Raw genomic sequence first — 18,875 nt, forward strand, 5'->3', positions numbered from 1 at the left:
CTGATCCGGTGATTCCCGAGGACTATCGCGAATTCTTCGTCGCGGCCGCCGGCGCGTCCGGCGCGCTGATCGGCCTGCTGTTCGTAGCGGTGTCGGTGTTCCCCGAGCAGGCCCGCCAGGCCACGACCCGGGTCGGATTCAACTCCCGCGCCTCGGCCGCGCTCCTGGTGTTCACCAATGCCCTCGTCATATCGCTCGCCGCGCTGGTACCGGGCGTCAGCCTGGGGTGGTGGGCAGTGGTCGCCGGCGTCACCGTTCTGACGTTCGCCGCCGGCACGGCGCGATCGGTGGCCGGCCCGGCCCGTCGACGCGGCCACCGCGCCGAATCACTCTGGCTCATCGCGGGATTGACGATCATCGGCGGCTGGGAGGTGTACGCAGGCGTTCGGCTGATCGCCGGCCTCGACCTGGGTGCGGTGCAGGCGCTGAACTACGTCGTCATCGGCGACCTCGCCTACGGCATCGCCCGGGCCTGGCAGTTGATCGGGTTGCGTGACACGGGGGTCGTGTCGTCGCTTCGCTTGATCGCCGGCCGCGACCCCGACGCGACGGGGCTGCAAGACTGAGGGTATGGTCGACACCCTCCACGACACCGAATACCGGGGCTTCGCGAGCGACAACTACGCCGGCGTCCATCCCGAGGTGATCGACGCCTTGACCGCAGCCAACGGCGGCCACCAGGTGGCCTACGGCGGTGACGCCTACACCGCGCGGTTGCAGGAGGTCCTGCGGGCGGAGTTCGGCGACGCCACCGAGGCGTTCCCGGTGTTCAACGGCACCGGCGCCAACGTCGTCGCCCTGACGTCGATGATGCCGCGCTGGGGCGCGGTGATCTGCTGCGACACCGCGCACGTGAACACCGACGAGGGCGGCGCACCCGAACGCGTCAGCGGCCTCAAGCTGCTGACCGTGGCGACGCCGAACGGCAAGCTCACCCCGGAGTCGATCGCCACGCAGGCCTGGGGGTGGGGTGACGAGCACCGCGCGCAGCCGCTGACCGTCAGCATCACCCAAACCACCGAACTCGGCACGCTGTACACCCCCGAACAGGTGCGCTCGATCGCCGACTTCGCCCACGGGCACGGCATGGCCGTGCACATGGACGGCGCGCGCATCTGGAATGCGGCCGCCGCGCTTGGCGTGCCGCTGCGGGAGTTCACCTCGGACGCCGGGGTCGACGTGCTCAGCTTCGGCGGCACCAAGAACGGGTTGCTGGGTGCCGAGGCCGTCGTCGTCTTCGATCCCACGCGCGTCGAGGGCATGCCGTACCTGCGCAAGCTCAGCATGCAGCTGGCCAGCAAGATGCGCTTCACCAGCGCACAACTGCTCGCCTTGTTCGCCGACGGCCTGGGGCTGCGCTCTGCTGAGCACGCCAACGCCATGGCGGCGCGGCTCCGGGGCGCGTTCGACGCCGATCCCGTCGACGGGCTGTCCTTCAGTCAGGCCACCGAGGCGAACGCCGTATTCGCCCGACTACCCAACGCGGCCGCCGACCGGATCCGCGAACGCGTGCGGTTCTACGACTGGGATCGTGCCGCCGGACTGGTGCGCTGGATGTGTTCGTGGGACACCACCGAGGCCGACGTCGACGGGTTCGTCACCGCGATCCGGGAGGAAATGGCCCAGGAGCCAACTACGTTGGTGTCATGACGGTCAAGACGGTGATGTGCTTCGGTGACTCGCTGACGTGGGGCTGGGTGCCCGCCGACGGCACCGCGCCCACGACGCGGTTCGCCCCGAACGTGCGCTGGACCGGAGTGCTCGCCGCGGCCCTCGGTGACGGTTGGGCCGTGATCGAGGAGGGCCTCAGCGCCAGGACCACGAACGTCGACGACCCCACCGATCCGCGGCTCAACGGCGCAGCGCACCTCCCGATGGCACTGGCCAGTCACCTGCCGCTGGACCTGGTGATCCTGATGCTGGGCACCAACGACACCAAGGCCTATTTCCGTCGGACGCCGTTCGACATCGCCACCGGAATGTCGGTACTGGCCGCGCAGGTCCTCGGCTCGGCGGGCGGTGTCGGCACCGTCTACCCGGCGCCCAAGGTGTTGGTCGTCGCGCCACCGCCGTTGGGGTCGATACCCGACCCCTGGTTCCAGATGACCTTCGACGGCGGGCTGGAGAAGTCGCAGCGGCTCGCCGAGGCCTACCGAGCGCTGTGTGCGTACATGAAGATCCCGTTCTTCGACGCGGGTTCGGTGATCACCACCGACGGCAGCGACGGCGTGCACTTCACCGAGCCCAACAACCGCGACCTGGGTGTGGCCCTAGCCGACGAGGTACGTCGAATCATGGTGTGACGGAGCGGGAGACGGCCCCTGCTCCACACCCCGCGGCAGCGACACGGTGAACGTGCTGCCCTGCCCCAACCCGGGGCTGTCGGCCTTGACGGTGCCGCCGTGTCCGTCGACGAGCGCCTTGGCGATGGCCAAACCGATGCCCGCACCGCCGTGCACCCGGTCACGGGCCTCGTCGACGCGGTAGAAGCGGTCGAAGACGTGCGGCAGGTGTTCGGCCGGGATGCCCTGTCCGGTGTCCGACACCACGATCGTCACCCCGTCGCGGGTCGCGGCGGCGCGGACGGTGACCGTGCCGCCGCTGGGCGTGTAGCGCAGCCCGTTGTCCAACAGGTTGGCCAGCACCTGCCCGAGGCGTTCGGGATCGGCCCACACGGTCGGCAGGTCGTCGGGCGTCGTCGATTCCAGAGTGACGCCCTTGGCTCGGTATCGAGGCTCCCACACCGTCGTCGCCGTGGCGATCAGCTGCGCGATCGAGATGCAGCGCGCGTCGATCGTGCGAGCCTGGTGTTCGGCGTCGGACAGTGCGGCGACGTCCTTGCTGAGCCGCGTCAACCGGCGCGACTGGTCGCGCAGCACCGCGATGGCGTCGGCGTCCAGCGTCTTCACCCCGTCCTCGAGGGCTTCGAGATAGGCGTCGACGATCGAGACGGGGGTCCTCATCTCGTGTGCGAGGTCGGCCAGCATCTGCCTGCGGCCGTGCTCGACGCGTCCCAGACTGGCCGCCATGGTGTTGAAGGCCACGGCGATCTCGTCGAACTCCCTGCCCAATCTTGGTGGGCTGACCCGAAAGTCGTAGTGCCCCTGGGCAATCACGGTGGCCGCGTGGGCCAGTTCGGTCGCCGATCGGTAGACCCGCCGACTCAGGTACCAGCTCAGTGCCAGGGCGGCGAGCATCGACACCAGCAGCGCCGCCCCGAGCGACGCGGCGGTGGCTTTCTCGAACGCGCGCTGATACGGGTGGTCGCCTCTGGCACCAGGTTTCACCGCTTCGTTCATCAGCCGGGTGAACATCGGCGGCCCGACGAGGGCGGCGACCACCGCGGCCGACAGGAAGCTCGACACGATCACCACCGAGTTGACCGCCAGCAGCCGTGTTCTGATGCCGTGGCGGGACGCGCCGGGCATCGGCTCCGCGGGGGTCATGCGGACCCCTTACCCATCCGGTAACCCACACCCCGAACCGTGGTGACGTACTTGGTCGGATCGTCACCGAGCTTGCGGCGCAGATGACCGACGTGCACGTCGACGATGTTCTCGCTGCCCACCCAGGTGTCCCCCCACACCAATTCGATGAGCTGTCGCCTGCCGAGAACCTTCCCCGGCCGCGACGACAGCGCGTCGAGAAGGTCGAATTCGGTTCGGGTGAGCACGATCTCGAAATCGTCGACGCGCACTTCGCGACCCTCGACGTCGATGCACAGATCACCGATCCGACGTGCTGGCCGCTCCGCCTCGGCCATCCCGGGGATATCACGTGACGTGCGACGGGGCCGGCGCAACATGGCCTGAATCCTGGCCACCAGCTCCCGTGGGCTGAACGGCTTGGTGATGTAGTCGTCCGCACCGACCGACAGTCCGACGACGGTGTCGACCTCGGTGTCTCGCGCGGTCAGCATCAACACGTAGGCGTCGGAGAAGATGCGCAACCGGCGGCAGACCTCGAAACCGTCCATGCCGGGTAGTCCCACGTCGAGCACCACGACGTCGGGGTCGACGCTGCCGGCGAGGGACAGCGCGTCGGTACCGTCGTGTGCGGCGTGCACCTCGAAGCCCTCGCGCCTCAGGTAGCTGCCGACCACTTCGGTCAAGGCCACTTCGTCGTCGACGATGAGGGCGCGACGACTCGGCGTCGAGTTCGGGTCGGTCACGTCTCCATGATGCACCGGCCGAAATGCCGGGATCGCGATCGTCAACGAATCTTCAGAAACGATCCAAGGAACCGTCGTCTCGATACCCGAGGGTGTAGTCACCCCGGCTCGGACCGGGCACCACCCACGAGGAGACAGGCCATGTTCATCACCGCCAAGCGCATCGTCCCGGGATTGGTCGTCGGCGCCGTCGCCGCCGCACTGGCCTTCAGCCCGGTGGCAAGCGCCGACACCAGCCCGCTGCTGCCCTTCGGGCCCACTCCGCAGGTGAAGAGCACGCTGAACCTGCAGACTTCCAACCACGACGAACTCGACACGACCAGCGGTTCGCTCGACCTGCCGTTCTGAAGGAGTTGACAGCGATGCCGAACCCCCGACTGAACCGACGCGACGCCCTCGTCGGGCTCGCCGCCGCAGGTACCGTTCTCGCGGTCGGCGCGGGCGGCGTGGCCGAGGCCTCCGGCTGGTTGAACCCGCAACGTCTGACCTCATCGCGGTTCACCGACCGCTTCGAACAGCTCTACGGACGGCACAACGGGTTTCGGCGCAATCACGCAAAGGGGTTGGCCGCAACGGGCACGTTCACCGGCAACGGGGCGGGCACCGAGGTGTCGAAGGCGGCGGTCTTCGCGGCCGCCACCGTGCCGGTGACCGCCCGGTTCTCCCTGGGCGGCACCCTGCCCGACGTGGCCGACCAACCGGCGACGGTGCGTGGACTTGGCGTGCGGTTCGATCTGCCCGGCGAAGGCCAGTGGCGCACGGCGATGGTGAACGTCCCGGTGTTCACCGACAGCACGCCGCAGGGTTTCTTCGACCGCCTGCTGGCGGGCAAGCCCGACCCGGCCACCGGCAAGCCCGTGCCGAGCGTGATGAACGACTTCTTGGCGCGGCATCCCGAGACGGCCGCGGCGATGAAGGTCATCAAGGCGACGCCGCCCAGTTCGGGGTTCGCCAACAGCACATTTCACGGTCTGAACGCCTTCATCGCGACCAACGGGGCCGGATCGTCGGTGCCGGTGCGGTGGACCGTCGTGCCGATGGATCCACCCGGCCCGGCGACTCCCGAAGCCGGTCACGACTACCTGTTCGACGACCTCATCGAGCGGATGGATCGCGGACCGGTGAGCTGGCGGCTGATGCTGACGGTGGCCCAACCGGGTGACCCGACGCATGACGCCACGCTGCCGTGGCCAGCCGACCGGCGCACCGTCGAGGTCGGCACCCTCACCATCGACGCGGTGCACACCGAGGCACCCGGCAACGCCCGCGACGTCAACTTCGACCCGATGGTGTTGCCCGAGGGCTTGGGCCCCTCGGACGATCCGCTGCCGCGGGCGCGATCGGCGGTCTACGCCCGCTCCTTCGAGCGACGCACGCGAGAACCCAAGTCTCCCAGCGAAGTCGACGTCGAGAAGGTGAACCATGACCACTGAGGCCCCCGCAGCAGCACCACCGAAGTTCACCTTGGTCTCCCGGCTGCTGCACTGGTCGATGGCCGCGATGGTGATCAGTCAGTTCTTCATCGGCGTCACCTTGGTGGCGGCGCTGGTGTACTACCCACTGCTGCTGGCCGTCCACCGCGCCGTCGGCATCCTGATCCTGGTCTTCGCGGTGGTGCGGCTAATCAACCGGATGCGCCACCACCCACCGGCGTTCCTGACCACGATGGGTCCGCTGGAACGCAAGGTCGCGACGTGGTCCGAACGCCTGATGTATGCCCTGCTCATACTTCAGCCGCTGGTGGGTTGGGCGCTGGTCTCGGCGTCCGACGTGCCGGTCACACTGGTGGGACCGGTGCACCTGCCCGGCATCGCGCCGCACGGCGTCACCGTCTACGCCGCGCTCCGAATCGCCCACACCGTGCTGGCGTATCTGTTGTTCGCGACCTTCACCGCGCACATCTGCGCGGTCGTGTTCCACACCCTCGGCCTGCGCGACGGGTTGTTGCGCCGCATGACGATTCGCTTGGGCCGCTAGCTTCCCGCCCGTCACAACGCAGGACTGGTGGGCTGCAGGACGGCGGTGGCGACGGCCTCGGCGCGGAGGTGCTCGAACTCTTGGTAGTCCGGATCGTTGACCATGTCGACGAAGTGCCTGCGGCTCGGGTAGCCGACCAGTGCCACCAGATCCCAGTCGGCGCCGTCGGCGACGAGAGACCGATGCCCATCCCCGGCGTAGACGATCGTGACGCCGTAGCGCTCGTTGACCCCCGAGGTGGAGAACCGCTCGATGTACTGCATGTACTTGTCGCGCCCCCCGGGTGCGAACCGGATGAGGTTGAGCATCACGACCGGAGCATCCGGGTCGGCCTCGAGGAATCGATCGAGATCGAAGGCAGTCAAGACGGGCATGGGATTTCCTTTCAATTTACTTGCTGGACGACACACAACATAAACCAGGGGTCCGACACGGCCCACGCGTGAGCGATGATGACCCGATGACCGACGCGCGACCCGAGCGCCGCACGCAGGCCGAGCGCCGCTCCGAGACCAGACGCCGCGTGCTCGACGCCGCCACCGCCCTGGTCGCCGCGCACGGGTCTCGGGCGGCGTCGTTGGCCGCCGTCGGCGAGGCCGCCGGGTACAGCCGAGGCATCGTCAACCACCACTTCGGCAGCAAGGCGCGCTTGCTGACCGAGCTCATCGAGCACACCCAGCAGTTCGAGGTGCCGACCGACGCCCCGACGGGCCTGGGCCGCCTGAGCCAGTTCGTCGAGGCCTACCTCAACGGCATGCACGACCGCCCGGCCCGCTCCCAGGCGTTCCTCAAATTGTGGGCCGAGTCCGCCGGCGCCGAACTGTCACTCGCCCCGCTCTTCGCCGAGCGCGACGCGTGGTTCCGCGACTTCCTCGTCGAGCAGTTGCGGCAGGGGCTCGACGACGGCTCGATCGGCAAGCACGTCGACCCGCACTTCGCCGCCGTCACCCTGATCGGCCAGTTGCGGGGTACGGCGATGATGCTGTTCTCCACCGCGCGCGACGTCCCGGTCGCGGAGTTCTCCGCCGACGTGGCCAGGAGTGTGGCGCGCAGCTTGGCGGCACCACACTCCTGATCGACACGCTCGGGGCCCATGAGCCCGCTGAATCACACAGCGGTCGAGTCGAACTCCGTCAGCGGGGCGATGGAGCCGTCGCCCAGGAGGGCGTAGACGACGCCGTCCGAGCTGACCCGAACGCCCCACGTGCCGCTCGTACCTATCAGCACCGGGCCACCGGCGAAGCTGTTGGTCGTGAGATCGACGACGAGCACGGCCGACTTCACGAAGGATCCATCGTCGTCGTTCTGATTGACCGTGGCGTAGGCCCGCTTTCCGTCCGGGCTTACCGCGATGCCGTAGCCGCCCACCCAGCCGTCAGGCAGCGTCAGGATCTCCACTGAGTCGTCGCTTGGATCGATGACGGCGATGTTGCCGTCGGTGGTCACGACCAAGCGGCCGTCAGGTGTGGCATCGACTGCCCATGCGGGGCCGCCGACGTCGTATTCGTCCAATGCGGCACCCGCACTGTTCGCGTCGTAGACGAGCACGCTCTCACCGGAGTAGCTGGTCACGTAGACCTTGTTGCCGACGACGACCGCAGCCTCAGGGTCGGACACTCCCGTGATGTCGAAGAGCTTGGTCGGCGTCGCGCCGGTGAGGTCGACGACCGTCACCGTCCCGCCAAAGGTATTGGAGACGTAGGCCTTCGTTCCGGCCTCGTTCACCGTCACCCACTGTGGGCCGTCGTCGGTAGCGACGAATGTCGTGGCTCCGGTCTGCAGGTTGAGAATTTGCAGACCCTGGGGGCCGTCCTCGTCGTCGTCGGTGGTGATCAACGCCAGCTTTCCGTCGGGGGTGACGGCGAAGCCCGATCTCGGGCCGTCGGCGAATGGCACCGGATCACCGATCAATTGGCCGGTCATCCTGTCGATGACGGCCACCTTGTTGTCATAGGTCGGCACGTAGATGCGATCCCCGATGACCGCGAGATCGTAGTAGGCGATGTTGGGGACTGGGGTGAAGACGTTGCCCAGCAATAGGACTGGCGCGCCGACGATGACTTGCGTGGAGTAGCTTGCCGTTTTGCCGCTGGGGTCGGTAACGGTGAAGGTAAGGGTTTCAACGCCGGGCTTGCTGGGGTCTGGCGTGTATGTGAAGGGGATTGTAACCGCCCCGTTTGACAGGGTGATGTCGCCGCCGGTGACGGTGTCGGGCAGGGGCTGATTGCCTACGGACAGGGTGCCGTGGTCGCGTATTGCGATAAACAGGTTACCGGCGTCATCGTCGGCGTCGGCCACGGTGACAGCCAGGGTGACCGTTCCGTCGGCATTGTCGGTGCGGACGACCGTGATTGTGGGCGGCTGACTGGCCGGATCACTCGGGCCCGCCTCCACCTCGACGTCCGCCGTCTTGGTCACCGACGCACCCGAGTCGTCGGTCAACGTGAACGACAACGTCTCCGTCCCAGGACGAGTTGGGTCGGGAATGTAGTACAAGCTCTGGGTGATGGCCGCCGACGTCCCCGGGAACGGAGCACTGGTGACACCGGTGAGGACCGGTATCGAACCGGCGGCATCGGCGTACAAGTTCCCATGAAGTGGGGTCGAGATGTAGCCGGTCACCAAATCCTCGTCAGGCTCGGCATAAGTCAGCGTCACCTTCACCGCACCGTTGGCTGCACCCGTTGGCTCGGTGACCACCGACAGCGTCGGCGCCTGATTCTCCGGCTCGCTCGGAGGTGCGACCACCTCGATGACCACATTCTTGGTCACCGACGCACCCGCGGCGTCGGTCAAGGTGAAGGACAGCGTCTCGGTCCCCGGACGGCTTGGATCCGGAATGTAGTAGGCGACAACGGGTGTGGCACCCTGCGGGGAACTGGCCGTGTGCGTGCCGACCACCAGGTCGGTGATCACCGGGCCGTCGGGGGAAGCGGCATAATCGCCGTGCAGCGGAACCGAAGTGGTCGTGGTGAGGGTGGCGTCGTCGACGTCGCCGTACGAGATGGTTATCTTCACCGCACCGTTGGCTGCACCCGTCGGCTCGGTAACCACCGACAGCGTCGGCGCATCATTGACGGGTACGACGGTCATGGTGACCGTGCCCAGCGCCGAGCCGTTGGCGGTGTTCGTTCCGTCGTCGACGGTGTAAGTGAAGCCGTCGGCGCCGTTGTAGTCGGCCTTCGGCGTATAGGTGAAGGTGCCGTCGTTCTTGATGATGACGGTCCCGCCTGCGCTCGTGGACTTCGTCTCCGAGACCGTGTGCAACGGGTTGCCGTCAGGATCGGAATCGTTGCCGAGCACCGATCCACTGAACGCCGTGTCCTCGTCGGTGGTGAAGGAGTCGGTGCCCGCTACCGGTGGGTGGTTGACCGGGGCGGTGCTCGGTGTCACCGTGACGTCCACCCGCGCGGCGGCGGTGTGGGTCTGCCCCAGGGCGTGGGTGTGGAACCCGCCCGTGTCGTCGCTCGCGGTTACGAAGAAGTAGTCCTCACCGACGTACCCGGCGGCGGGCGTGTAGGTGTAGGTGCCGCTGGCCTGGTCGACGCTGACCGTGCCGTGAGCGGGGGCGCCCACGCCAGTACTCGGGACGGTGTAGGTGAGGGTGTCGCCGTCTGCGTCGCTACCGCCGAATGTTCCGTGCACCTGGCTGTCGTCGAGATCCTGGCTGGTTTGCCGCGGGGCCAGCACCGGGGTCGAGTTGGCGAAGGATTGAGCGAACTGGCGGCGGACGAATGCCAGCACTCCCCATAAGACGGGATTGTCGACGGGCGCACCCGGGCCGATGAGCGGAGCCAGCGCCGCCGAGATGAGATTCAGTGCTGCGGAGATGATCGTGCCCGGCAGCGCGAGCACCGTGTCCGCCAAGGTGGGCTGCGGCACCGTCGGGACCGGTAGTTCTGGGGCAGCCAGCGCGCTAAAAGCATTGTCCTGCAACGTGTTCGACGGCAATGGGGTCGCGCCCGTGTCCAGGTCGGCCACTCGGGCCTCGTAGACGCGAGGAGCGCCCGAGGTGGCGGGGTCCGGCGGTGCGGCCGTCGGGGTGCCCGTCGCCGTGTTGCTCGGTGCGGGAGTGTTCTCCGGGGCGACGCCGGGTCGATCTTCCGCACCGGCCGGCGGTGCCTCGACAGTCGGCGTCACCGGGATGGGAGTGGCGACCGTCGTCGTGGGATCCACTGCCTCCTGCGTGGGTGTCGGAGTCACGGCCACAGTCGTCGCGCTCTCGGTGGACGGCGTGGGCGGCGGAGTGTCCTCGGCCGTGGTGCCGCCGATGCTGCCGGTGTTGGTCGAACTTCCGTAGGTCACGGATGGACCCGACGTCCCGCCACCCACCGTGGTCGTGGTCGACCCCTCCTGCGTGGTCACGATGGTCGTGGTCACGCTGCCGGTACCGTCGGTGCCGCTCTCGCTGGACGCCGGAGTGCCCGCGGGCGCAGCGCCGTTGGCGGTGCTCGGCCCATCGGAGTCCGATCCGGTGCTCGTCGGACCGTCGCTGCTGGCGTTGCCCGTCTCGTCGGCCCAGGCGATGCCCGGCGCGGTGACGACCGCGGTACCGATGCCTAGAGCCACGGCCAAAGCGCCCACTCGACCGACATACTTCGCATGACCCACGATGGCTCCCCCCAGAGACCGCGGTCGGCGTCCTCGCCGACGCTTTCGGTGAGACTGAAGCTAACCTTCGGGGAGCAAACGGGAATCGGGGGAAACCCTATTTGCACAACCGTCAAACCCCTGGCTAAGACGTTGGCACGCACCGTCTGTGATGGATCGGTGCAAACGGCTGACCCCTAACGACGAACCGCCCTTGCCTGCACGAGCAGGAGGGCGGTTCATGGCGGTGGCGGAGGGATTTGAACCCTCGGACGGGGGTTACCCGTCACACGCTTTCGAGGCGTGCTCCTTAGGCCGCTCGGACACGCCACCGGGAGGCAGCTTACCGGCAACGCGGCGCGGCCCCTAATCGCCGCCGACCGTGGGACTCCTGGCGACTTTTGGGCCCGTGGGTCGCCAGGAGACCCACACTCGGCGAGCAGGACACTCGCTTAGCGCTGCCCGGCGAAGAACTCCGCCAGCGGGGCCGCGCATTCTTCGGCCAGTACACCTCCGCGCACCTGCGGCCGATGGGTCAACCGCCGGTCACGCACCACGTCCCACAGGGATCCGACCGCACCGGTCTTCGGTTCCCACGCCCCGAACACCACTCGGGCAACGCGTGCCATCACGAGCGCGCCGGCGCACATGGTGCACGGCTCGACGGTGACCGCGAGCGTCGCGCCCTCCAGCCGCCACCCGTCGCCGAGCACCGAGGCGGCCGCGCGCAACGCCAGGATCTCCGCATGCGCGGTCGGGTCACCGAGGGCTTCTCGCGCGTTGGCCGCACGCGCGAGTTCGACTCCGTCGGGGCCCACCACCACCGCACCGATTGGCACGTCCCGGGGTCCGACGGCCGACGCCGCCTCCAGTGCGCGGCGGATCAGGGCCGCGTCGGACTCACCGGTCAAGCTTGTCCAGCACCGCCAACATCTCGTCGCCGAACCCCATCTCCTGGGCGATGCGCGACAGCTGCTCGTCGGCGTATTCGTCGTCGGAGATGATGATGCTCAGCACGCCCTCGGACAACCCGATGTCCGACAACACCCCGAGGTCGCCCTCCTCGAAGGGGTCGTCGTCTTCGAGGTCCTCGGGGTCGACGTCGGCGCCCAGCTTTTCAAGTACCTGCCTCGCGATGTCGTAGTCCACCGCGGCAGTGGCGTCGGACAGGAACAGCCGGGCGCCGCCGGGTGCGGGCCGCACGATGACGAAGAACTCGTCGTCCACGTCGAGCAAGCCGAACACCGCCCCGGCACTTCGCAATTCCCGCAACTCCGTCTCGGCGTCGGCCAGGTTCGCCAGGGCACCGCGGCGCAACGGGGAACACCGCCACTTGCCGTCTTCGCGAACCACCGCGAGGCCGAATCCGTCCGGGAGATCTACGGATTGGTTCCGTGCCTGCGCCCGCTGTGCTCCCATGGAAGTCAACGCTAGTCCCAGCTCAGGCTTTTTGACCAGCCATCACGATCACGCCCGACGGCGAGGCCAGCCGGCGGTATGTCAACCTTGACCCGTGGTGACGAACAGACGCCCGGTGTGCGTGGTGGGCCTCGGGTTGATCGGCGGATCGCTGATGCGGGCAGCCACCGCCGCCGGCCGCGACGTCTTCGGCTACAACCGTTCGGTCGACGGTGTCCGCGGCGCCCGCGACGACGGATTCGACGCCTCCACCGACCTGACCGAGGTGCTGGAGCGGGCGGCAGCCACCCACGCCTTGATCGTCCTCGCCGTGCCGATGCCCGCGTTGCCGGGAATGCTGCAGCACGTCGCGGCGACGGCGCCGGACTGCCCACTGACCGACGTCACGAGTGTCAAAGTCGCCGTCCTGCAAGCCGTTCGTGACCATGGTCTGCTCGACCGCTTCGTCGGAGGGCACCCCATGACCGGGACCGCCCATTCCGGCTGGGCCGCGGGTGAGGCCACCCTGTTCGCCGACGCGCCGTGGGTGCTCAGCGTCGACGACCACGTCGACGAGCACGTCTGGGCCGACGTCATGCACTTGGCGCTGGACTGCGGCAGCTTCGTCGTGCCGGCCCGGTCCGACCAGCACGACGACGCCGCGGCCGCCATCTCGCACCTGCCACACCTGCTGGCCGAGACCCTGGCAACGACTGCGGCCGACGTACCGCTGGCGTTCTCGCTGGCCGCCGGTTCCTTCCGCGACGGCACCCGGGTGGCTGCCACCGCCCCCGACCTGGTGCGCGCGATGTGCGAGGCCAACGCAGGCCCGCTGGGGTCGGCACTCGACGACGTCATCGCGCTGCTGACACGCGCCCGCGACCGGTTGGCCGCCGACGGCTCGGTCGCCGAACTCGTCGAGTCGGGCCACGCCGCCAGGACGCGCTACGACCGCTTCGACCGCCCGCAGATCTTGACCACCTCGATCGGCGAGGAGGGCTGGCGCGAGTCGCTCGCGGCCGCAGGCCGGGCCGGGGCCGTGATCAGATCCGCTCTGCGAGTCCGGGGTAGTCGAGGATGAAGCCCTCGTCGTCGACGGTGACGGTGGTCTCGGCGACCGGCGACTTCAGGTCGATGCCGCCACCGGCCGTCTTACTCGCGTAGTCGATGGTCACCGTCTCCACGGTGAGCTCGGGCAGCCGGACGTAGACGACGGGCAACGAGACGGACTCCGCCTGCTGGTACAGCCCGGTCCGCCGGATCGGCAGCGCGTTGAAGAACGGGCTGTAGATCACGTCGACGTCGAGTGCGCCGCCGAAGGGTTCCCGGGTGGCCTGGTTCTGCTTGTCCTGCACGAGCCACATGTTCTCGACGTCGCGGGCGATGTTGAGCTGGCGTTCGCGCTCGGCCAAGGTGACGGTCAGCGACAGCCGTTTGGTGGCGCCACTGTCGTCGGTGACCAGGTCGTATGACGCGCTGAATGCCGGGTGCACTTCGGTGGCGGCAGCCACGATCCGCCCGTAGGCCTTGATGCGGTTGCCCGAGAGCTGCACCCGCACGGACTCCATCCGGGGCACGTCCTGTGCGCGCCACGTCAGAACTGCCGGCCAGGTGTCCTGTGATTCAGAGCGGACTACTTCACTCATGCCCTACACCGTAGGCGACGGCCCCCGTGGTTCGTGGTCTCCTCGCGAAAGCCCATCAGATCGTGACGTAGAGGCCGCTTCGAGTGCGACCTCGTCGCCGAGGAACGGCTGCGGCATCCTCCGGAACCGGTCGGTTCCCGGCTCGGAGAGCCACACCGCGAAGGCCAGTACGGCGTCCAAGATGAGCGCGAGCACCGTCACGACGAGCGCGCCCACCAGGGCCAAGTAGAACTGCCGCACCTTGATGCCGTCGATGAGATACCGGCCGAGGCCGCCCAGGCTGGCGTAGGCGGCAACCGTGGCGGTGGCGACGATCTGCAGCGTGGCGGTGCGTACGCCGCCCAGGATCAGGGGCAGCGCATTGGGTAGCTCGACGCGCAGCAGCACCCTTGACTCGGTCATCCCCATCGACCGGGCGGCGTCCACCACGGCCCGGTCCACGTTGGCGATGCCGGAGTAGGTGCCCGCGAGTATCGGCGGGATGCCGAGCAGCATCAGGGCCACCGTGGCCGGGATCAGGTTCAGACCCCACAGGAGCACGCCCAGCAGCAAGACGCCGAGGGTGGGCAGTGCCCGCAGTGCGTTCACGCCACCGACGACGAAGAAGGTGCCGCGGCCGGTGTGTCCGATGATCATCCCGACGGGAATCGCGATGAGCGCCGAGAAGAACAGTGCCACGCCGGTGTATTCCAGGTGCTCGAGGATGCGCACCGTCAGACCCGCGGGCCCACCCCAGTTGGCGGCGGTGAAGATGAAGGACAGCGCCTGCTGCAGGAAGTTCATCGGGCACCCGCCTTGACCTTCTTGGCCGACCGCACCCACGGCGTCGCAAACTTGCCGGCGACCATGATGAGGGTGTCGACGACGATCGCCAGGACGAAGATGGCCACGATGCCGGCGATGATCTGATCGCTCTTGTCGGCCTGGTACCCCTCCGTGAACCACGTCCCGAGACCGCCGATGCCGATCACCGAGCCCACCGACACCATCGAGATGTTGGTTACCGCGACGACGCGCAAACTGGCGGCGAGGACCGGAATCGCCAGCGGCAGTTCGACCTTCACGATTCTGGTCAGCGGTTTGTATCCGACGGCAGTCGCGGCGTCCAGCACCGCGGGCGGCACGGCGTCGAGTGCCTCGGGGACGGCGCGCACTAGCAAGGCAACGGTGTAGAGCGTCAACGCCACGATCACGTTGGCCTGGTCGAGGATCCGGGTCGGAATCACCAACGGCAACACCACGAAAAGGGCGAGCGACGGGATCGTGAAGATGATGCTGGCGATGACGGTGGTGAACCGGCGTAGCACCGTCGTCCGCTGAATCAGGGCCCCCAGCGGCACCGCGATGACCAATCCGAGGACGAGCGGCAGCAGCGACAGCCAGAGGTGAATCAGCGTCAGATCCCAGGCGTCGCCAAGGTGTGTGAAGAGATACCGCACCTAGGTGGATCCCTTCTTGCCCTTGATCGCCGCGATCACATCGTCGGCCTTGACCCCACCGATGACCTGCTGCCGGGCGTCGACGACGACGCCAAGACCCGACGGCGACGACAGCGCGGCGTCGAGCGCCAGGCGCATGGTGCCGTTGGGGACCAGCAGCGAACCACCCGCGATCGTGCTGTCGTACAACGACTTTCCCTGCCGATGCAGACCGACGCCGTTGACGTCGATCCAGGCGTAGGGGGAACCGTCGGGGTGCGTCACCAGAGCCCACTCGTCCGGACCAAGGTCGAGGGCGTCGACGGCGGCCTCGCTGACCGTGCGCACGTCATGCAGGGGCAAACCCGTGCCCGGCGTGAACTGCAACCCCCGGTATCCGCGATCGGCGCCGATGAATCCGGCGACGAAGTCGTTGGCCGGGTTGGACAACAAACGGCGCGGCGCATCGTACTGCTGCAGCTTGCCGCCGCGCCCGAACACGGCGACCTTCTCGCCGAGCTTGAGCGCCTCGTCGATGTCATGGGTGACGAAGACGATGGTCTTGCGCAATTCGCTTTGCAACCTCAGAATCTCGACCTGCAACTCCTCCCGCACCACCGGGTCGACGGCGCTGAACGGCTCGTCCATCAACAGGATCGGCGGATCGGCGGCGAGCGCCCTGGCCACCCCGACACGCTGCTGCTGCCCACCCGAGAGTTGGGCCGGGTACCGGTCGGCGAGCTTGGGGTCCAGACCCACCCGCTCGAGCACGCCGAGGGCCGCCTTGCGTGCCGAGCGCCGTGACTCGCCCTTCAGCACCGGGACCGTCGCGACGTTGTCCACCACGCGCAGGTGTGGCATCAAGCCGGCACTCTGGATGACGTAGCCGATGCCGAGCCGCAATTTGACCGCGTCGACCTTGGTGACGTCCTTGCCGTCGACGCTCAGTACGCCCGAGGTGGGTTCGATCATCCGGTTGATCATCCGCATCGAGGTGGTCTTGCCACAGCCCGACGGACCGACGAACACCGCGAGCGTGCCCTCGGGGACGTCGAGGGTCAGATCGTCGACGGCCACGGTGCCGTCCGGGTACTTCTTCGTCACACCGTCGAAGGTGATCATCGAGTCCTCCGCTGTGTCATCCGGTGATCGGCTTGTCGAACCCGTTGTCCTGTACCCACTTGCGCGCGGCCTCGTCGGGGTCGACGCCGCTGTTGCCCGACGTGGCGGTGTTCATCTCGATCAGCGCCTGCGTCGACAACTTGGCCGACACGGCGTCCAGCACCGTCTTGAGCTGATCGGACATCTTCTGCGAGGCGACGAGTGGGACGACGTTGGCGGCGAGGAAGTTGTTCTTCGGATCCTCCAGGACCACCAGGTCGTTCTGGGGTATCGCCTGCGAGGTGCTGAAGATGTCGGCAGCCGTGACGGTGCCGTCGACCAGCGCGCGTACCGTGGCCGGCCCGCCGCCGTCGCTGATGGAGACGAAGTTGGCGGGGGCGATGTCGAGCCCGTACTTGGCCTTGAGCCCGGGCAGTCCCTCGGCGCGGGTCTGGAACTCCGACGGCCCACCGAATTTCACCTCGGCCGAGTGGGCGGCCAAATCGCCGATCGTCTTCAGGTTCCACTTCTGCGCCGTGGCCCTGGTGACCGCGACGGTGTCCTGATCGCTCGCCGGCGACGGCGTGAGGATGGACAGATCACCGGGCAGGGCGCGGTAGAGCGCCAACTCGACCGACTGCGGATCCGTTGCCTTGGTGTTCTTGTCGAAGTACTGCAGGAGGTTGCCGGTGTACTCCGGGATCAGGTCGATCGAGTGGTCCTTGACCGCCGGCACGTAGGTCTCGCGACTGCCGATGCCGAATTGGCGCCGGATGTCGAAACCGTTGGCCTGCAACGCCTGTGCGTAGATCTCGGCGATGATCTTGGATTCGGTGAAGTCTGCCGACCCCACCGCGATGGACTTCAGGTCACCCGATACCTCACCCCCGCCCAGGGGATTGGAGCTGCCGCAGGCGGTTGTCACCAGGGCGAGCACCGCCGCCGCTACGGCGAGCGTGCGTGCGCGCATGGATCGTCGTACGGGGTTCACATGAACGTCCTTTCGGCGTCACCGGCCTGGAGCGACCATAGCCAGCCGACGCCGATGTTGCTCGGCTTTGGCGCGCGGTGATTCGCTGGCGACGATCCACCTCTACCCAATCCGGCTGTTTTCAATTCGCCGGAAAGGGGCAAGGATGGACCCATGAGCGTCGACCCGCAGTTTCCGCCCGCCGATTCGACCCGATCCGGCCCGCTTGATCCGGTCGAGCCCGCACCGGTCGACACCGGGGCGGGCAAGCCCGTCCCGGAGAACGCCGTGCACTTCACCAGGGCCGCCGCCCTGTGGTCGGCGCTCATCGTCGGGTTCCTGGTGCTGATCGTGCTGCTGATCTTCATCGCGCAGAACACGGCATCCGGCACGTTCCACTTCCTTGGGTGGTCGTGGAGCATGCAACTCGGCGTCGCGTTGCTCGCCGCCGCCGTGCTCGGCGGCCTGGTGACGACGCTGGCCGGGATCGTGCGCATCGTGCAGTTGCGCCGCGCGGCGAAGAAGAACTACAAGGCCGCCCTCAGGTAGCTGCGAGCTCGTTGAGGCCGGCCGCCACCAAGGGGGCGACGGCTTCGCCGACCTTTTCGCCGTACTCCGAGCCCTGCTGAAGGTCGCCGCTCGCGGCTCCGCTGCCCATCCGGTCGCGGAACTGGATCCCCGCCGCGATGATGGCGAGCTTGAAGTACGCCAACGCCATGTAGAAGTTCCAGTTGTCCAGCGGCACCCCGGCCGCGACCGAATACTTGTGCGCCAGTTGGTCTGCCGACGGAATCTGCGGTGACGACCAGGCGGCGTTCGCGTGCACCATGTCGAACATCGGGTGGCGGTAGACGCACATCAGAGCGGCGTCGCTGAGGGGATCGCCCAGCGTCGACATCTCCCAGTCGAGCACGGCGCGCACCGTGGTCGCGTCCGTCGCGTCGAGCATCGTGTTGTCGATGCGGTAGTCCCCGTGGACGATCGAGCTCCGGGTCTGCGGCGGCAGGGCCTCACCGAGCGCGGCGTGCAACCTCTTCACGTCGGCGTCGCGGGGATCGTCGTCGAGACGCACCAGGTCCCATTGACCACCCCAGCGCCGCACCTGGCGTTCGAGGTACCCGGTGGGCTTGCCGAAGTCGCCAAGCCCCACGGCCTCCGGATCGAGGGCGTGCAGGTTGGCCAGCACCGCGATGAGCGCGTCGACGCACGCGTCGATGGCACTCTGGTTCCCCAGCGCGGCCAGCTCTTCGGAGTAGCGGATCACCCGGCCGGGGACGAAGTCGACCATCTGGAACGGCGCCCCGAGCACGGAGTCGTCGTCGACCAGCGTGACGGCTCGGGCCACGGGCACTGCGGTGTTCGCCAGGGCGGCCACCACCTTGTACTCGCGGGCCATGTCGTGCGCCGACGGCGTCAGACCGTGCAGCGGCGGGCGTCGCAGAACCCACTTGGCGGCGTCGTCGAAGACCAGGAAGGTCAGATTGGACCGGCCGCCGGCGATGAGCTCACCGCGCAGGTCACCCGACCGCGAAACGCCGATCTCGCGTAGGTGCGCGTCGAGCGCGCCGAGGTCCAAGCCGTCCAAGCTCACCGAAGTCACCGGA

General features: G+C 67.9%; 21 protein-coding genes and 1 tRNA gene. 9 read left to right on the forward strand and 13 right to left on the reverse strand.

Annotation, left to right across the window (positions count from 1 at the left end; translation table 11 throughout):
- The first annotated feature begins 8 nt into the window (after nt 1–8).
- From H7K45_RS18410 to H7K45_RS18420, 3 genes are read left to right on the forward strand one after another with little or no spacing between them, the layout of a single operon-like run.
- On the forward strand, nt 9–566 hold the full coding sequence (locus H7K45_RS18410) for a hypothetical protein (protein WP_263997334.1): 558 nt from the start codon (nt 9–11) through the stop codon (nt 564–566).
- A gap of 4 nt (nt 567–570) precedes the next feature.
- On the forward strand, nt 571–1,650 hold the full coding sequence (locus H7K45_RS18415; protein WP_263997335.1) for a threonine aldolase family protein: 1,080 nt from the start codon (nt 571–573) through the stop codon (nt 1,648–1,650).
- Entirely contained in the window at nt 1,647–2,303 is a 657-nt protein-coding gene (locus H7K45_RS18420) for an SGNH/GDSL hydrolase family protein (protein ID WP_263997336.1), read from the forward strand. The genes H7K45_RS18415 and H7K45_RS18420 overlap by 4 nt, the downstream gene beginning before the upstream one ends.
- On the opposite strand, the gene H7K45_RS18425 is transcribed toward H7K45_RS18420, so the two are convergent.
- Complete coding sequence (locus H7K45_RS18425) at nt 2,271–3,446, reverse strand: sensor histidine kinase (protein WP_263997337.1); 1,176 nt, start codon at nt 3,444–3,446, stop codon at nt 2,271–2,273. The genes H7K45_RS18420 and H7K45_RS18425 overlap by 33 nt on opposite strands.
- A complete protein-coding gene (locus H7K45_RS18430; protein WP_263997338.1) occupies nt 3,443–4,171 on the reverse strand; it encodes a response regulator in 729 nt (242 codons plus the stop codon). Before H7K45_RS18430 ends, H7K45_RS18425 begins: the two co-directional genes overlap by 4 nt.
- Before the next feature lie 141 nt (nt 4,172–4,312).
- Between H7K45_RS18430 and H7K45_RS18435 the strand changes: the two genes are divergently transcribed.
- From H7K45_RS18435 to H7K45_RS18445, 3 genes are read left to right on the forward strand one after another with little or no spacing between them, the layout of a single operon-like run.
- Nucleotides 4,313–4,519: a hypothetical protein gene (locus H7K45_RS18435; RefSeq protein WP_263997339.1), complete on the forward strand. Its 207-nt coding sequence runs from the start codon at nt 4,313–4,315 to the stop codon at nt 4,517–4,519.
- A gap of 14 nt (nt 4,520–4,533) precedes the next feature.
- The gene (locus H7K45_RS18440) at nt 4,534–5,604 is read left to right on the forward strand and encodes a catalase family peroxidase (protein WP_263997340.1); all 1,071 of its coding nucleotides are present in this window, start codon (nt 4,534–4,536) and stop codon (nt 5,602–5,604) included.
- Nucleotides 5,594–6,148 (forward strand): cytochrome b, encoded by a 555-nt coding sequence (locus H7K45_RS18445; protein WP_263997341.1) that lies wholly within the window; start codon nt 5,594–5,596, stop codon nt 6,146–6,148. The genes H7K45_RS18440 and H7K45_RS18445 overlap by 11 nt, the downstream gene beginning before the upstream one ends.
- An 11-nt stretch (nt 6,149–6,159) precedes the next feature.
- Here the strand turns inward: H7K45_RS18445 and H7K45_RS18450 are convergent, their stop codons facing one another.
- Complete coding sequence (locus tag H7K45_RS18450; protein ID WP_263997342.1) at nt 6,160–6,522, reverse strand: DUF1330 domain-containing protein; 363 nt, start codon at nt 6,520–6,522, stop codon at nt 6,160–6,162.
- An 86-nt stretch (nt 6,523–6,608) separates the two neighbouring features.
- Between H7K45_RS18450 and H7K45_RS18455 the strand changes: the two genes are divergently transcribed.
- Nucleotides 6,609–7,223 carry a TetR/AcrR family transcriptional regulator gene (locus tag H7K45_RS18455; protein ID WP_263997343.1) on the forward strand — a complete coding sequence of 205 codons (615 nt, stop codon included), beginning with the start codon at nt 6,609–6,611 and terminating at the stop codon, nt 7,221–7,223.
- Nucleotides 7,224–7,255: 32 nt separating this feature from the next.
- On the opposite strand, the gene H7K45_RS18460 is transcribed toward H7K45_RS18455, so the two are convergent.
- The 4 genes from H7K45_RS18460 to H7K45_RS18475 form a co-directional block, all read right to left on the reverse strand.
- The gene (locus tag H7K45_RS18460; protein ID WP_263997344.1) at nt 7,256–10,717 is read right to left on the reverse strand and encodes an Ig-like domain-containing protein; all 3,462 of its coding nucleotides are present in this window, start codon (nt 10,715–10,717) and stop codon (nt 7,256–7,258) included.
- A 263-nt stretch (nt 10,718–10,980) separates the two neighbouring features.
- A tRNA-Ser gene (locus tag H7K45_RS18465) sits at nt 10,981–11,071 on the reverse strand.
- Between the two features lie 119 nt (nt 11,072–11,190).
- Nucleotides 11,191–11,649 carry a nucleoside deaminase gene (locus tag H7K45_RS18470; protein WP_263997345.1) on the reverse strand — a complete coding sequence of 153 codons (459 nt, stop codon included), beginning with the start codon at nt 11,647–11,649 and terminating at the stop codon, nt 11,191–11,193.
- Nucleotides 11,639–12,157: a tRNA adenosine deaminase-associated protein gene (locus tag H7K45_RS18475; RefSeq protein ID WP_263997346.1), complete on the reverse strand. Its 519-nt coding sequence runs from the start codon at nt 12,155–12,157 to the stop codon at nt 11,639–11,641. Before H7K45_RS18475 ends, H7K45_RS18470 begins: the two co-directional genes overlap by 11 nt.
- A 115-nt stretch (nt 12,158–12,272) precedes the next feature.
- Between H7K45_RS18475 and H7K45_RS18480 the strand changes: the two genes are divergently transcribed.
- Nucleotides 12,273–13,217 carry a prephenate dehydrogenase gene (locus H7K45_RS18480; protein WP_263997555.1) on the forward strand — a complete coding sequence of 315 codons (945 nt, stop codon included), beginning with the start codon at nt 12,273–12,275 and terminating at the stop codon, nt 13,215–13,217.
- Here the strand turns inward: H7K45_RS18480 and H7K45_RS18485 are convergent.
- The 5 genes from H7K45_RS18485 to H7K45_RS18505 are packed head-to-tail and all read right to left on the reverse strand — an operon-like array spanning nt 13,180 to nt 17,271.
- Nucleotides 13,180–13,782, reverse strand: coding sequence for a putative glycolipid-binding domain-containing protein (locus tag H7K45_RS18485; RefSeq protein ID WP_263997347.1), 603 nt, complete (start codon nt 13,780–13,782; stop codon nt 13,180–13,182). The genes H7K45_RS18480 and H7K45_RS18485 overlap by 38 nt on opposite strands.
- A gap of 3 nt (nt 13,783–13,785) precedes the next feature.
- Nucleotides 13,786–14,565 carry an ABC transporter permease gene (locus H7K45_RS18490; RefSeq protein WP_263997348.1) on the reverse strand — a complete coding sequence of 260 codons (780 nt, stop codon included), beginning with the start codon at nt 14,563–14,565 and terminating at the stop codon, nt 13,786–13,788.
- Nucleotides 14,562–15,221 carry an ABC transporter permease gene (locus H7K45_RS18495; protein WP_263997349.1) on the reverse strand — a complete coding sequence of 220 codons (660 nt, stop codon included), beginning with the start codon at nt 15,219–15,221 and terminating at the stop codon, nt 14,562–14,564. Before H7K45_RS18495 ends, H7K45_RS18490 begins: the two co-directional genes overlap by 4 nt.
- The gene (locus H7K45_RS18500; protein ID WP_263997350.1) at nt 15,222–16,322 is read right to left on the reverse strand and encodes an ABC transporter ATP-binding protein; all 1,101 of its coding nucleotides are present in this window, start codon (nt 16,320–16,322) and stop codon (nt 15,222–15,224) included. It abuts the gene before it with no gap.
- A gap of 16 nt (nt 16,323–16,338) precedes the next feature.
- Complete coding sequence (locus H7K45_RS18505; protein WP_263997351.1) at nt 16,339–17,271, reverse strand: ABC transporter substrate-binding protein; 933 nt, start codon at nt 17,269–17,271, stop codon at nt 16,339–16,341.
- Nucleotides 17,272–17,445: 174 nt separating this feature from the next.
- Here H7K45_RS18505 and H7K45_RS18510 point away from each other — a divergent pair, with 174 nt between their 5' ends.
- Complete coding sequence (locus H7K45_RS18510; protein ID WP_263997352.1) at nt 17,446–17,820, forward strand: LapA family protein; 375 nt, start codon at nt 17,446–17,448, stop codon at nt 17,818–17,820.
- Here the strand turns inward: H7K45_RS18510 and H7K45_RS18515 are convergent.
- Nucleotides 17,813–18,871, reverse strand: a complete 1,059-nt coding sequence (locus H7K45_RS18515) for a phosphotransferase family protein (RefSeq protein ID WP_263997353.1) — start codon at nt 18,869–18,871, stop codon at nt 17,813–17,815. The two genes, H7K45_RS18510 and H7K45_RS18515, sit on opposite strands and share 8 nt — an antisense overlap.
- Nucleotides 18,872–18,875: the final 4 nt, after the last annotated feature.

It is taken from the genome of Mycobacterium yunnanensis, from assembly GCF_025823185.1.
In the GTDB taxonomy this organism is placed as follows: Bacteria; Actinomycetota; Actinomycetes; order Mycobacteriales; family Mycobacteriaceae; genus Mycobacterium; species Mycobacterium yunnanensis.